This window comes from Mycolicibacterium setense (assembly GCF_000805385.1).
GTDB lineage: Bacteria > Actinomycetota > Actinomycetes > Mycobacteriales > Mycobacteriaceae > Mycobacterium > Mycobacterium setense.
On sequence record NZ_JTJW01000006.1, the window covers coordinates 991,582 to 1,005,728 of the forward strand.

Here is a 14,147-nt window from a genome sequence, read left to right on the forward strand (position 1 = left end):
GCGGCAGCTTTCCCCCGACAAATAGGAGAAATCACGTGACTATCCGGGTAGGCGTTAACGGCTTCGGCCGCATCGGGCGCAACTTCTACCGGGCGCTGGCGACGCAGCAGGCCCAGGGGCAGAACACCGACATCGAGATCGTGGCGGTCAATGACCTCACCGACAACGCCACCCTCGCTCACCTGCTGAAGTTCGACTCGATCTTGGGCCGGCTGCCGCAGGACGTGAGCCTCGAGGGCGAGGACACCATCGTCATCGGGGACAAGAAGATCAAGTCACTGGAGGTCAAGGAAGGCCCGGCGGCCCTGCCCTGGGGCGATCTCGGCGTCGACGTCGTCGTCGAATCCACCGGCATCTTCACCAACGCGGCCAAGGCCAAGGGTCACCTCGATGCCGGCGCCAAGAAGGTCATCATCTCCGCGCCGGCCACCGATGAGGACATCACCATCGTGCTGGGTGTGAACGACGACAAGTACGACGGCAGCCAGAACATCATCTCCAACGCCTCGTGCACGACGAACTGCCTCGGCCCGCTGGCCAAGGTCCTCAACGACGAATTCGGCATCGTCAAGGGCCTGATGACCACGATCCACGCCTACACCCAGGACCAGAACCTGCAGGACGGCCCGCACAAGGATCTGCGTCGCGCCCGGGCGGCCGCCATCAACATCGTGCCGACCTCGACCGGTGCCGCCAAGGCGATCGGCCTGGTGCTGCCCGAGCTCAAGGGCAAGCTCGACGGCTACGCGCTGCGGGTGCCGATCCCCACGGGCTCGGTCACCGACCTGACCGCCGAGCTCAAGAAATCGGCCAGTGCCGACGAGATCAACGCCGCCTTCAAGGCCGCCGCCGAGGGTCCGCTCAAGGGGATTCTCAAGTACTACGACGCGCCGATCGTGTCGAGCGACATCGTCACCGACCCGCACAGCTCGCTGTTCGACTCGGGCCTGACCAAGGTGATCGACAACCAGGCCAAGGTCGTCTCCTGGTACGACAACGAGTGGGGCTACTCCAACCGCCTCGCCGATCTGGTCGCGCTCGTCGGTAAGTCGCTGTAGTCGCGATGGCTGTCAAGACACTCGCCGACCTGTTGGCCGAGGGTACTGAAGGGGTTGCGGGTCGGGCCGTATTGGTCCGCTCCGACCTGAACGTCCCCCTCGACGATCAGGGCAAGATTTCTGATCCGGGCCGCATCATCGCGTCGGTTCCGACCCTCAAGGCCCTGGCCGAGGCCGGTGCCAAGGTCGTCGTCACCGCTCATCTGGGCCGTCCCAAGGGCGGCCCGGATCCCAAGTTCTCGCTCGCCCCCGTCGCCGAGGCGCTGGGGGAGAAGCTGGGGCGTCACGTGCAGTTGGCAGGCGACGTGGTCGGCACCGATGCGCTGGCCCGCGCCGAGGGACTCACCGACGGCGATGTCCTGCTGCTGGAGAACATCCGCTTCGATGCCCGCGAGACCAGCAAGGACGACGCAGAACGGCTGGCGCTGGCCAAGGCGCTGGCCGCCCTGGTCGAGGGCGCCGACGGCACACCGGGCGCCTTCGTCTCCGACGGGTTCGGCGTGGTGCACCGCAAGCAGGCCTCCGTCTACGACGTGGCCACCTTGCTGCCGCATTACGCTGGCACGCTGGTGGACGCCGAGGTGAAGGTGCTCGAGCAGCTGACCAGCTCGACCGAGCGCCCCTATGCCGTCGTGCTCGGCGGATCGAAGGTCTCGGACAAGCTCGCGGTCATCGAGAACCTCGCCACCAAGGCTGACAGCCTCATCATCGGCGGCGGCATGTGCTTCACATTCCTTGCTGCACAAGGGGTTTCGGTGGGAACCTCGCTGCTGCAGGAGGAGATGATCGACACCTGCAAGAAACTGCTCGAGGACTACGGCGACGTGATCCACCTTCCGGTGGACATCGTGGTGGCCGACAGGTTCGCCGAGGACGCCGAAGCGGAGACCGTGGCCTCCGATCGCATCCCCGACGGCAAGATGGGCCTGGACATCGGTCCGGAGTCGGTCAAGCGCTTCACCGCGCTGCTGTCCAACGCCAAGACCGTGTTCTGGAACGGCCCGATGGGGGTGTTCGAGTTCCCGGCGTTCGCCGCGGGCACCAAGGGCGTGGCCGAGGCGATCATCGGAGCCACCGAAAAGGGCGCGTTCAGCGTCGTGGGCGGCGGCGATTCGGCGGCCGCGGTGCGCCAGCTCGGCCTCGGCGAGGACGGCTTCTCCCACATCTCGACCGGTGGCGGTGCGTCGCTGGAATACCTTGAGGGCAAGACCCTGCCCGGCATCGAAGTACTGGAGTCGTAGTCATGGCCAAAGCCGCACGCAAGCCGTTGATCGCCGGCAACTGGAAGATGAACCTCAACCATTTCGAGGCCATCGCCCTGGTGCAGAAGATCGCATTCGCCTTGCCGGACAAGTACTTTGACAAGGTGGACGTGACGGTCATCCCGCCGTTCACCGATCTGCGCAGTGTGCAAACCCTGGTCGACGGGGACAAGTTGCGGCTCACCTACGGCGCGCAGGACGTGTCCCAACACGATTCCGGCGCCTACACCGGTGAGATCAGCGGGGCGTTCCTGGCCAAGCTCGGATGCAGCTTCGCGGTGGTGGGCCACTCCGAGCGGCGCACCTACCACGGCGAAACCGATGAGCTGGTGGCGGCCAAGGCCGCAGCGGCGTTCAAGCACGGCATCACGCCGATCATCTGCATCGGCGAGCAGCTCGAGGTGCGTGAGGCGGGCGACCACGTCGAGTTCAACGTGAACTCGTTGCGCGGCTCCCTGGCCGGTCTGAGCAAGGAGCAGATCGGGCAGGCGGTCATCGCCTACGAGCCGGTGTGGGCGATCGGAACCGGCCGGGTGGCCAGCGCGGCCGATGCGCAGGAGGTCTGCAAAGCGATCCGGGCCGAGTTGGGCAACCTGTCCTCGCCCGAACTCGCAGCCGGTGTGCGGGTGCTCTACGGCGGCTCGGTCAACGCCAAGAACGTCGGCGAGATCGTCGCGCAGGGCGACGTCGACGGTGCCCTGGTCGGCGGGGCGTCGCTGGACGGCGAGCAGTTCGCGACGCTGTCGGCCATCGCCGCGGGAGGGCCGCTGCCGTAACCCCGGGGGCCTGGGCCGGACACCGCACCCGGTAGTCTTACAGCCATGGAATTGGCTCTGCAGATCACTCTGGTCGTGACCAGCGTGCTGGTCGTGCTCTTGGTGCTGCTGCATCGTGCCAAAGGTGGCGGTCTGTCCACCCTGTTCGGCGGCGGTGTCCAGTCCAGCCTGTCCGGCTCCACTGTGGTCGAGAAGAACCTCGATCGGCTGACCCTGTTCGTGACCGGCATCTGGCTGGTATCGATCGTCGGCGTCGCGCTGCTGATCAAGTACAGCTGACGCGGCAACGGTCCGGCCGGTGCGCTGACGCCGGTACCTAACCCGCAGGTCCCGGGTTGATGACCGTCGGCACCGGAGCCCGCGGCACTCCTGCGTCGGCTGCGGCGCGGGTCAAGGTCGTAAGCCGCGCTCACGGTCCCTCACCATGCGGCCGGTTCGGCATGCGCCGATACTGGGGAGCATGCCTGACGGTCCTGACTCTGCACTCGAACCGATCGGATCCGTTCAGCGCACCCCCATGGGACGCGAGGCCACTGAGCCGATGCGCGACGACATCCGGCTGCTCGGCGCGATTCTCGGTGACACTGTGCGTGAGCAGAACGGCGCGGAGGTCTTCGACCTGGTCGAACGGGCGCGCGTGGAGTCCTTTCGGGTGCGCCGCTCCGAAATCGACCGGGCCGAGCTCGCCGATCTGTTCTCCGGCATCGACATTCACCGGGCCATCCCCGTCATCCGTGCGTTCACCCACTTCGCGCTGCTGGCCAATGTCGCCGAGGACATCCACCGGGAGCGCCGCCGGGCCCTGCACGAGGCGGCGGGTGAACCACCCCAGGACAGCAGCCTGGCCGCGACCTATCTCAAATTGGACGCGGCCGAACTGGACGGCAATCGCGTCGCCGACGCGCTGTCCGGCGCCCTGGTTTCACCCGTGATCACCGCTCATCCGACCGAGACCCGGCGCCGTACCGTCTTCGACACCCAGCACCGGGTCACCGAGCTGATGCGGCTGCGCCTGCACGGACAGACCCGCACCGCCGACGGCCGCGACATCGAGATCGAGTTGCGCCGCCACATCCTCACGCTGTGGCAGACCGCCCTCGTGCGGTTGTCCCGGCTCAAGATCTCCGACGAGATCGAGACCGGCCTGCGGTACTACCCGTCCGCCTTCTTCGAGGTCATCCCGCAGGTCAACGCCGAAGTGCGGACAGCGTTGCAGACCCGCTGGCCCGGGCCGCGGCTGTTGGAGCAGCCGATCCTGCGGCCGGGGAGCTGGATCGGCGGTGACCGGGACGGAAATCCCAATGTCGACGCGGGCGTGGTGCGTCTGGCCACCGGGCGAGCCGCCCACGTCGCCTTCGCGCACTACTTCACCGAAATGACCGCACTGGAAGAAGAGCTGTCCATGTCCGCGCGGCTGGTCAGGGTCAGCGACGGGCTCACGGCGCTGGCCGATGCCTGCCATGAGCCGGCCCGTGCCGACGAGCCCTACCGGCGGGCACTGCGGGTGATCCACGCCCGTCTGACCGCCACAGGTCGCGAGATCCTCGACGAGCAGCCCGAACACGAACTCGATCTGGCTCTCGAACCATACCGAGCGCCGGGGGAGTTCCTGGCCGATCTCGACACGGTGGACGTCTCGCTGCGGGCCAACGGAAGCGAGGTGCTTGCCGATGACCGGCTGGCCCGGTTGCGAGAAGCGGTGCGGGTCTTCGGTTTTCATCTGTGCGGCCTGGACATGCGGCAGAATTCCGAGGTGCACGAGCAGGTGATCGCCGAGCTGTTGGCCTGGGCCGGAGTGCATCCCGACTACGCATCGCTGCCGGAACCGCAGCGAGTGGAACTGCTCGCGCGGGAGATCTCGACCCGTCGTCCGTTGATCGGTGAAGGTGCCGAGCTGTCGGAGTTGGCCCGCAAAGAACTCGACATCGTCGGTGCCGCAGCGCGCGCGGTCGGTGTCTTCGGGCCGCAGGCCGTGCCCAACTACATCATCTCCATGTGTCAGTCGGTGTCCGATCTGCTCGAAGCCGCAATCCTGCTCAAAGAGGCCGGGCTGCTCGACGTTTCGGGCGCGGCTCACGGAGATGCGGTGTACGCGCCGGTCGGGATCGTGCCCCTGTTCGAAACCATCGACGATCTCCAGCGGGGGTCCTCGATCCTGCAGGAGGCGCTGGCGCTGCCGGTCTACCGCAGCATGGTGTCCGCGCGCGGGCAGCATCAGGAAGTGATGCTGGGGTACTCGGACTCCAACAAGGACGGCGGTTACCTGGCGGCGAACTGGGCGCTGTACCGCGCCGAACTCGACCTCGTCGACGCCGCACGCAAGACCGGGATTCGGTTGCGGCTGTTCCACGGCCGGGGCGGCACCGTCGGCCGCGGTGGTGGACCCAGCTACGACGCGATCCTGGCGCAGCCGCCCGGTGCCGTGAAGGGTTCGTTGCGGATCACCGAACAGGGCGAGGTGATCGCGGCGAAGTACGCGGAGCCACGGATCGCGCACCGCAACTTGGAGACGCTGTTGGCCGCAACCCTGGAATCCACCCTGCTGGATGTCGAGGGGTTGGGTGACGAAGCCGAGCCGGCCTACCAGGTGCTGGATGAACTGGCCGCCCTGGCCCAGCAGTCCTATGCCGAATTGGTCCATGACACACCGGGATTCGTCGAATACTTCAAGGCGTCGACACCGGTCAGCGAGATCGGTGCGCTCAACATCGGCAGCCGCCCCAGCTCACGCAAACCCACCACCTCGATCGCCGATCTGCGGGCCATCCCGTGGGTGCTGGCCTGGAGCCAGTCCCGCGTGATGCTGCCCGGCTGGTACGGCACCGGTGCGGCGTTCGAACAGTGGATCGGTGGAGACGAGTCCCGGGTCGCGGTGTTGCAGGACCTCTACCAGCGGTGGCCGTTCTTCCGCACGGTGTTGTCGAACATGGCGCAGGTCCTGGCCAAATCGGACATGGGCCTGGCGGCACGGTATTCCGAGCTCGTCGACGACGCAGAACTGCGAGCCAGGGTGTTCGACAAGATCGTCGCCGAACACGATCGCACCATCGCCATGTACAAACTGATCACCGGTCACGACGACCTGCTGGCCGACAACCCGGCCTTGGCCCGCTCGGTGTTCAACCGGTTCCCCTACCTCGAACCGCTCAACCACCTTCAGGTCGAGCTGCTGCGCAGGTACCGCGCGGGGAACACCGACGAACTGGTGCAGCGCGGCATCCTGCTCACCATGAGCGGTCTGGCCACCGCTCTGCGTAACAGTGGCTAACTTGTCGCTGTCGCAACGGTGGCTAGATTGTCGCTGTCGCGACGGTGGCTAACTTGTCGCTGTCGCGACGGTGGCCAACGCTCAGCTCACCAGAATGTCGGTCAGCCAGAGCGACACGGTGGCCCGGCGTTCGGCGTAACCCCGTGCGGCACGCTGGATCTCGGCCGTCTGCTCCGTTCTGATCCGTTGGTAACTCTGCAGCGCCCGGGGCAGGTCGCCGTCGCGCGCACCGGCGATCTGGGTTGCGAGTTCTGCGGCGTCCTGGATGGCCTGGTTGGCGCCCTGGCCACCGAACGGCGTCATGGGGTGGGCCGCGTCCCCGAGTAGTGCGATCCGGGCACTGGTCCACCGGTCGATCGGATCCCGGTCGTACACCGGGTGCATGTACACCGGGCTCGTCGCGGCGCGCAGCATCCGCCCGACTGCTGGATCGAACTCGTCGAACTGGCGGGCCAACGCCTGCAGATCGGCCCGGGCCGACCACAGGTCCCGCGGCGGCTCATCCACCCCGAGGGTGGCGTCGACGGCGACCTGTCTGCCGGCCCGCACCGGCATGGAGATGACATGTTTGGCGTAGTCCGCGGAATGCCAGGACCGCAGCCGGTCGTTGGGGTCGTCGAGGCACTCGGCGGGGCTGACGGCCCGGAAGATCACCGAGCCGCAGTAGTGAATGTCGTCGTCGCTGAAGATTTTCCGCACTCTCGAGCGCAGGCCGTCGGCTGCGATCACCAAACCGGCCCGGGCCAGTTCGCCGTTGGTGAAGCTGAGCTCGACGTGATCTTCGCGCTCGGTGATGGCGGCAAGTTCATGACGCAACCGCACCCGCTCGGATCCCACCGTCGAGACCAGCAGGTTGTGCAGGTCGGCGCGGTGCACGGTTCGTGGGGACACGTCGGCGTCGGCGTAGCCGAACCGGCCGTGCTCGGCACCGGCTTCCGGGGTGGCCGCGTAGTCGGTGACCTTCTCTACGTGGCCGTGCTGATCGCGGTTCTCGAAGTATCGGGTCGGCGAGGAGATCGCGTTGAAGGCGTCGACGATCTTCCACTGGTCCAGCAGTCGCAGGGTCAGCGGTGAGATGCCGAGCGGCCCGCCGACCTCGCCGAGCTCGCGGGTCTTGTCGAAGACGACGGGACGATGGCCGTGTTGCTGCAGGGCGACCGCGGCGGCCAGGCCGCCCAGGCCGGCGCCGATGATGGCGATGTCCATCAGAGTCCTTTCAGGGTCAGGGGATTCGGGCCAGGGCTTCGGTGTCGAGGTGGATACCGGACAGCCCGCCGGGCCGATAACTGGTGACGGTGCGCACATTGCAGAGCGGCAGCCACAGGCCGCCGGTGAGGATCCGATGCTGGATGTCGTGCACCAGCTCGCCGCGGGCGTGTGGGTCCGCACAGGTGAGTTGGGCGTCCAGCATTGTGTCGAGCCGATCGGTCCCGGTGCGGCGGTTCATGTTCCGTTGCGTCACGGCGAACTGGTATCGCAACAGATCGGGGTCGCTGCCGGTGAAATAGAAGAACCGGAAGTCGTAGTCGCCGGACTGCTGGCGGCTGCGTAGTTCGGGAAAGTCGACGTCGACAAGGATGAGTTCGATGCCGTGTTGCTTCCACTGTGCCGCGACGGCGGTGAGGATCGCCGCATCGATGGGAGAGAACGAGCTGTTGAACACCACCTCGAACGAAAGCTCCTGAGCGCCTGCGGCATCGAGGAGTCGGTGGGCGGTCGGCGGATCGTAGGCCAATTCGGCCGAGAAGTCGCGATAGCAGCCCGTCGTGGGGGTGAGCACCGACGACGCCACGGTGTACCCGTAAGCGTCCAGGATCGGCTTCAGGGCGGGGCGATCGATCAGCAACGTCAGTGCGTGGCGCACCCTGGGGTCGGCCATCGGACCGCGGGAAGCATTGGGACACAATCCGTAACTGATGCCCGGGTTGTGGAGCTCGGCGACGTGGTAACCGTCCACGCGTCCCGCGTACACATCGCCGGTGTCGGCCTCGCGGAACATCAACCGCTGGCATCCATCGGTCACGCCGCCGGCGACGGGGCGCCATCGTGCGGTGCCCAACCCGGGTGCCTTGCGGATCGCCAGATTCACGCTGGCCAGCGACCGAAGGAACGCCGCGTTGTGGCGCACGAAGCGAAACGTCACGCCCTCGGCCCCGGTCTCGATGCGGTCGAGCCCGGTGAGCATCGTGACCGCGGCAGGAAGCGGTGAGACCTGTTTCAGGGCAACGATGTCGGAGAAGCTCTGGGCGACGGTCACCGGCGTGAGCGGCGTGCCGTCGGAGAAATGCCGGTCGGACCGGATGCTCAGGTCCAGCGTCAGCGGGTCGCGGTAGCGCCATGACGTGGCCAGCCACGGCAGCAGTGCGCCGGTATCGGGATCGATGTCGAGCAGGCTCTCATAGATCATCCGGCAGTACGTTTTCGAGATGCTGTTGTAGGCCAGTCGCGGATCGTCGGTGAGCTGGTGCGTCGGCCAGCCGAACGTGAGCTCGCGCATCATCGCACCCGCGCCAATTGTGTTGCCTGCCAAGCCGCACCGGCCGCCAGCGTCGCGACCAACCCGGCCACCGTCACCAGGACGGCTGCGCCGGTGAACAGTGCGGTGCCCAGGCCGTCGATCATCGTCGCTCCGGTCGCCACCCCGATCGCGGCGCCCAATGCCCGAAGATAGTGGTACAGACTGGAATCGAACGGGATGTGCGTCGAATTGGTCAGCACGTTACTCGCCAGCGAACTCCACAGGAATCCCATCGCGGCGCCCATCAGCGCCGCACTGACCAGCAGAACCTGCGCGGACAGACTCAGACCGGCCACGATCAGGAATGCCGAGCCGATGCACACCAGACGGGTGCTCTTCGGATTGTCCCCGGGCCTGCCGAATTTCAGCATCGGGATCAGGCCCGCGACGAAAGCCATCGGCAACAGGAACAGTGCCGAGCCATAGGAATCCATGCCCCGCACCTGTTGCAGGACGTACACCACCGACAGCGTGAACACGTTGGTCGCGATGCCGGCCACGAACACCACGACCAGACTTCCCGACAGGACGCGTGACTGCGACCGGCCGCGCAGAACGAGCAGCGCCATTCCCAACAGGATCGCCAGTGCGAGCAGGGCCACCTTGGTGTGAAGCGCGGTGGCCGAACCCATCGCAAGGAAGATCGCCAGCTGCACCGCCGCGAGGCCAACGACCGGAATCGCCAGCCGGCTCGTCGCGGCGCTTTCGGCGTCGGGCGACCCGGGGCTGGTCGGTGCCAGGGCCAGCAGCACCATCGCGACGAGTGTCGTCACCACCGTCTCGTAGGGAAACGAGCGCCAGCCCCACAGGTCATTGAGCAGCGCGGTGATCAGCGGTGAGCACAGCGCCGATGCCGATACCACAAGGCCCCATGCGCCCAGCACGGCCGAATGGTGGTTCGGATAGAACTGCGCCCGGATGATCCGGAAGATCTGCGGTGCGAGCACAGCCGAGGCGATGCCCTGCAAGAACCGCAGCCCGATGAGAACCCAGAACTCCGTGCTGAGAGCTGAGACGACACCGAGCACGGCCAGTACCGCCGAACTGGCGAAGAAGGCGGCGGTAGGAGAGTGACGATGGGAGAGCAGGCCGGCGGGCAGCAATGCCAGACAGAATCCGGCCAGGAATGCCACACCGATGTAGGCGGCCTGGGAGAACGGGATGCCGAAGTACTCGGCGATGGCCGAGTTCAACAGCACGGCCGACGACGAGTTGGAGTAGAGGGTGTATTCGGTCAGGTAGAGCGACGCCGCAACGGCGCAAAGGGACGGCTTCATGACGCCTCGAAGCTGATAGCAGGATCAATGGGCAGCGAGAGCTAACCCGAGATCCTCTTCAGCGGCGCCAGGCGGGCCCGGTTCCAGATCGACGACAGCAAACTAGGTGCGAACGACGCTGCGGCGTGCACGGGACGTGCATCTGCGCGATCGAACCCGGCACCCATGACGACCACTGTAACCGAGGCGGCCGAGTGGGCCGGTCTAGAGGCCCGCGCTCTTGCGCACCCGGCTGACCACCCCGCGCACCGCATTCTCCGCTGCAGCCAGTGGCGACAGCACCGCTTCGCCGATGCCGACCATGACCTCGACCCGGTCCACGATGGCCTCCAGGCGTTCGACCACGCCGATCAGGCGGGGCGCGAGCTCATCGATGCGCGTGATGGTGTCGTTGAACCGGTCCAGGGTGGCATCCAGGCCGCCAGTCGATTTGTTGAGGTCGACCAGCGTGGTGCTCAGATCGGTGAGCAGGGTGTCGACCTGCTCCACCGTCATATCGGCGTTGAGTGCGGCCTGGGTCAACGTCCGGATTCTCTGCCGTCCGGAATTGGGGCGCGCGCGGCCGTCCCCTTTGTCTGCCATGCCGAACAGTATGGCCGGTAGGGAACCAAACGCGGGCCAACCGCGTCTGAATGGCTGTGCGGCAATTCTGCGAACACCGGGCCCGGTCGGCTGACGCCGCCGACGGGATCACACCCAACCATCAGGTGGCTGACTACCTCGCCGGTTACGCCGAGGCCTTGGCAGACGCGACCAGCGAGCGGCACGGCCGCGGCACCGAGGATTAGACCGGTTCAGAGCTTGCCGGCGGCGGCCTCATCGAGCAGCCACACGGTTTTCTCCCGGCCGGCCGCGCCGGCGGCGGGAACGTCGACCGGATCGGCACCGCCTATCGCAGCGGCAACCGCATCGGACTTCGCCTCACCCGACACCACCAGCCAGACCTCGCGCGACCGTCGAATCGCGGGAAGGGTCAGGCTGATTCGGCGCGGCGGCGGCTTGGGGGAGTCGGTCACCGCGACCACCAACCGGGTGGTCTCCCGTACCGCCGGAGTATCCGGGAACAGCGAATTGATGTGCCCTTCGCCACCCATGCCCAGCAGGTGCACATCGAACTGTGCGGGCAGTTGCTGTTCGTACGCGGCGGCCGCATCATCGATGGCGTCACCGAACTCGCCGTCGCTGGTGGCCATCCGGTGCACATTTTCCGGCGGGATGTTGATGCTCTCCAGCAGCGCGTCATGGGCCTGCTGGTCGTTGCGTTCGGCGTCGCCCTGGGGCACATAGCGTTCGTCGCCCCAGTACAGCCGCACGTTCGACCATTCGATCTCGGCGCCGGCCACGTGGCGCAGCAACGCGATCCCGACCGTGCCCCCGGTCAGCACGACGTCGGCCGACCCGCGCGTGGCGATGGCCGAGGTGATCGCCCCGACCAGCCTGGCTCCGGCCGCCCTCGCCAATTCACCTGCGTCGGAATAGGTTTCGATGATGCGTTCAGACATAGCTCACCTTGTCGATGCCCGTGAGTGCGTCGTAATAGATTTCGTCGGCATCGAGCCGCCGTAGATCTTCGGCCAGGCACTCCTTGGCCTCTCGGCGGGCCAGCGGCACCAACGCATCCGGCTTGCCGGTGCGGCTCAATACGGCTGTGACACCGGTCTGCGGACGCGCCAGGGTCACCGTTTCGCTGGGTCTGGTGAGTTCGACCTTCAACTCGCCGGTTGTCCGGGTCACCGGTCCGTCGATCCGGTTGGCCAACCAGCCGGCCAGGATGTCGAGCGCGGGTTCGTTCTTGAGCCCGGACACCAGGGCCGAGGTGATGGGTTCGTGCGGCGGCTGATCGATCGCCGCGGCCAGCAATGCCCGCCAATACGTCACGCGACTCCAGGCCAGGTCGGTGTCACCGGCGGTATAGCCGTTGAGCCTGCTCTTGATGCAGGCCAGCGGATCCTCGCCGTTGGTGGCGTCGGTGATCCGGCGAATCGCCAACTTGCCCAACGGATCCTGCGCGGGGATGGCAGGCGCGAGATCAGGCCACCAGGTCACCACCGGGGTGTCGGGCAACAGGAACGGGGTCACCACACTGCTGGCGTGGTTGGCCAGCGGACCAGACAATCGCAGTACCACCACCTCGTTGGCGCCGGCGTCGCGGCCCACCCGCAGCTGGGCATCCAGCCGGGCCTCGGTGGTCAACCGGTCCCCGGGGATGACCACGATCACGCGGCACGGATGCTCACGGCTGGCGGCATTGGCCGCCTCGATGGACTCCTCGAGCACCGCCTCGGTATCGGGGGCGATGACCAACGTCAGTACCCGACCGAGGGTGATCGCACCGCCTTCCTCACGCAGAGCGACGATCTTCTTGTTGATGGCCCCGGTGTTGGTGTCGGGCAGATCGACGATCATATTGTTCGGTTCCTCGCGCTAGCGCTCGTCACGGCCGCCTCCATTCCCGGCCCGACCGGCGCAGCATCTCGAACGCCGAATCGGGGCCCCATGTTCCGGACTCGTACGGATCGGGCTTGCCGTGGGTGGCCCAGTACTCCAGTGCGGGATCCAGGATCTTCCAGCACAATTCGACTTCGGCGTTCACCGGGAACAACGATGGCTCGCCCAGCAGCACGTCGAGGATCAGGCGTTCGTAGGCTTCGGGCGACTCCTCGGCGAAAGCCGAGCCGTAGGAGAAGTCCATGCTGACGTCGCGGACTTCCATGATGTGGCCCGGAACCTTGGAGCCGAACCGCAGGGTGATGCCTTCGTCCGGTTGGACCCGGATCACGAGTGCGTTCTGGCCGAGCTCATCGGTCATCGTGGCGTCGAAGGGCAGGTGGGGTGCGCGCTTGAACAACAGCGCGATCTCGGTGACCCTGCGGCCCAAACGTTTTCCGGTGCGAAGATAGAACGGCACACCTGCCCAGCGGCGGGTGTCCACGTCCAGCGTGATGGCCGCGAACGTCTCGGTGGTCGACGTCTTCGAGAAGCCCTCTTCGTCCAGTAGCCCCACGACCTTCTCGCCGCCCTGCCAGCCGGCCACGTACTGCCCCCGGGACGTGGTCTCGTCCAGCGGCTCGGCCAGCCGAGTCGCCGAAAGCACCTTGATCTTCTCGGCCTGCAGCTCCGCGGGGGAGAAGCTCACCGGCTCCTCCATCGCGGTCAGCGCCAGCAGCTGCAGCAGGTGGTTCTGGATGACGTCTCGGGCGGCGCCGACACCGTCGTAGTAGCCACCGCGCCCACCGAGGCCGATGTCCTCGGCCATCGTGATCTGCACGCTGTCGACATAGTGCGAGTTCAACACCGGCTCGAACATCTCGTTGGCGAAGCGCAGTGCCAGCAGGTTCTGAACGGTCTCCTTGCCCAGGTAGTGGTCGATGCGGAACACCGACGACTCCGGGAACACGCTGTTGACCACGGCGTTGAGCTCTTCGGCGCTCTGGAGGTCGTGACCGAACGGCTTCTCGATCACCACCCGGCTCCAACTGCCCTCAGGCTTGTCGGCGAGCCCCGATTTCGACAGCTGCTCGCAGACCTGGGGGAACGCCTTCGGCGGGATGGACAGGTAGAACGCATGATTACCGCTGGTGCCGCGCTCTACATCGAGTTTGTGCAGCGTGTCCTTGAGGCGTTCGAACGAGGCGTCGTCGTCGAACGTGCCCTGCACGAATCGGAATCCCTCGGCCAGGCGGTCCCAGACCTCCTGACGGAACGGAGTGCGGGCGTGTTGCTTGACCGCGTCGAAGACGATCTTGCCGAAATCCTCATCCGCCCAATCACGGCGGGCGAAACCCACCAGTGCGAAGCTGGGTGGCAGCAAGCCGCGGTTGGCCAGGTCGTAGATGGCCGGCATCAGCTTCTTGCGGGCCAGGTCACCGGTCACGCCGAAGATCACCACCGCACAGGGTCCCGCGATGCGGGGCATGCGCTTGTCGCGCTTGTCCCGCAGCGGGTTACGCCAGGCTGTCTCCGACCTGTCGTTGAGCGGGCTCATTCC

The 14,147-nt window shown here is 66.5% G+C and carries 13 protein-coding genes; 6 read left to right on the forward strand and 7 right to left on the reverse strand.

Features of this window, described 5'->3' with window-relative positions; genetic code table 11:
• The first annotated feature begins 35 nt into the window (after window positions 1–35).
• From gap to ppc, 5 genes are all read left to right on the forward strand, one after another.
• Entirely contained in the window at window positions 36–1,058 is a 1,023-nt protein-coding gene (gap, locus tag QQ25_RS15515; RefSeq protein WP_039319752.1) for a type I glyceraldehyde-3-phosphate dehydrogenase, read from the forward strand.
• 5 nt (window positions 1,059–1,063) lie between these two features.
• Window positions 1,064–2,299 carry a phosphoglycerate kinase gene (locus QQ25_RS15520; protein ID WP_039319755.1) on the forward strand — a complete coding sequence of 412 codons (1,236 nt, stop codon included), beginning with the start codon at window positions 1,064–1,066 and terminating at the stop codon, window positions 2,297–2,299.
• A gap of 2 nt (window positions 2,300–2,301) precedes the next feature.
• Complete coding sequence (gene tpiA / locus QQ25_RS15525) at window positions 2,302–3,096, forward strand: triose-phosphate isomerase (RefSeq protein WP_039319759.1); 795 nt, start codon at window positions 2,302–2,304, stop codon at window positions 3,094–3,096.
• A 45-nt stretch (window positions 3,097–3,141) separates the two neighbouring features.
• On the forward strand, window positions 3,142–3,375 hold the full coding sequence (gene secG, locus QQ25_RS15530) for a preprotein translocase subunit SecG (protein WP_019348649.1): 234 nt from the start codon (window positions 3,142–3,144) through the stop codon (window positions 3,373–3,375).
• Between the two features lie 181 nt (window positions 3,376–3,556).
• The gene (gene ppc, locus QQ25_RS15535; protein ID WP_039319760.1) at window positions 3,557–6,364 is read left to right on the forward strand and encodes a phosphoenolpyruvate carboxylase; all 2,808 of its coding nucleotides are present in this window, start codon (window positions 3,557–3,559) and stop codon (window positions 6,362–6,364) included.
• A gap of 81 nt (window positions 6,365–6,445) precedes the next feature.
• On the opposite strand, the gene QQ25_RS15540 is transcribed toward ppc, so the two are convergent.
• The 4 genes from QQ25_RS15540 to QQ25_RS15555 form a co-directional block, all read right to left on the reverse strand.
• Window positions 6,446–7,570, reverse strand: coding sequence for an FAD-dependent monooxygenase (locus QQ25_RS15540; protein WP_039379473.1), 1,125 nt, complete (start codon window positions 7,568–7,570; stop codon window positions 6,446–6,448).
• A 16-nt stretch (window positions 7,571–7,586) separates the two neighbouring features.
• Window positions 7,587–8,861 (reverse strand): ABC transporter substrate-binding protein, encoded by a 1,275-nt coding sequence (locus QQ25_RS15545; RefSeq protein ID WP_039379475.1) that lies wholly within the window; start codon window positions 8,859–8,861, stop codon window positions 7,587–7,589.
• Window positions 8,861–10,159 carry an MFS transporter gene (locus QQ25_RS15550; protein ID WP_039379476.1) on the reverse strand — a complete coding sequence of 433 codons (1,299 nt, stop codon included), beginning with the start codon at window positions 10,157–10,159 and terminating at the stop codon, window positions 8,861–8,863. The genes QQ25_RS15545 and QQ25_RS15550 overlap by 1 nt, the downstream gene beginning before the upstream one ends.
• Window positions 10,160–10,363: 204 nt before the next feature.
• Complete coding sequence (locus QQ25_RS15555) at window positions 10,364–10,741, reverse strand: hypothetical protein (protein WP_039319771.1); 378 nt, start codon at window positions 10,739–10,741, stop codon at window positions 10,364–10,366.
• 50 nt (window positions 10,742–10,791) lie between these two features.
• Here QQ25_RS15555 and QQ25_RS30980 point away from each other — a divergent pair, with 50 nt between their 5' ends.
• Window positions 10,792–10,947: a hypothetical protein gene (locus QQ25_RS30980; RefSeq protein ID WP_157847826.1), complete on the forward strand. Its 156-nt coding sequence runs from the start codon at window positions 10,792–10,794 to the stop codon at window positions 10,945–10,947.
• 6 nt (window positions 10,948–10,953) lie between these two features.
• Here QQ25_RS30980 and pgl read toward each other — a convergent pair whose 3' ends face one another.
• The 3 genes from pgl to zwf are packed head-to-tail and all read right to left on the reverse strand — an operon-like array spanning window position 10,954 to window position 14,144.
• Entirely contained in the window at window positions 10,954–11,661 is a 708-nt protein-coding gene (gene pgl, locus QQ25_RS15560; protein ID WP_039379478.1) for a 6-phosphogluconolactonase, read from the reverse strand.
• Complete coding sequence (gene opcA, locus QQ25_RS15565; protein ID WP_039319776.1) at window positions 11,654–12,565, reverse strand: glucose-6-phosphate dehydrogenase assembly protein OpcA; 912 nt, start codon at window positions 12,563–12,565, stop codon at window positions 11,654–11,656. The genes pgl and opcA overlap by 8 nt, the downstream gene beginning before the upstream one ends.
• 28 nt (window positions 12,566–12,593) lie before the next feature.
• The gene (gene zwf / locus QQ25_RS15570) at window positions 12,594–14,144 is read right to left on the reverse strand and encodes a glucose-6-phosphate dehydrogenase (protein WP_039319779.1); all 1,551 of its coding nucleotides are present in this window, start codon (window positions 14,142–14,144) and stop codon (window positions 12,594–12,596) included.
• Between the last annotated feature and the right edge of the window lie 3 nt (window positions 14,145–14,147).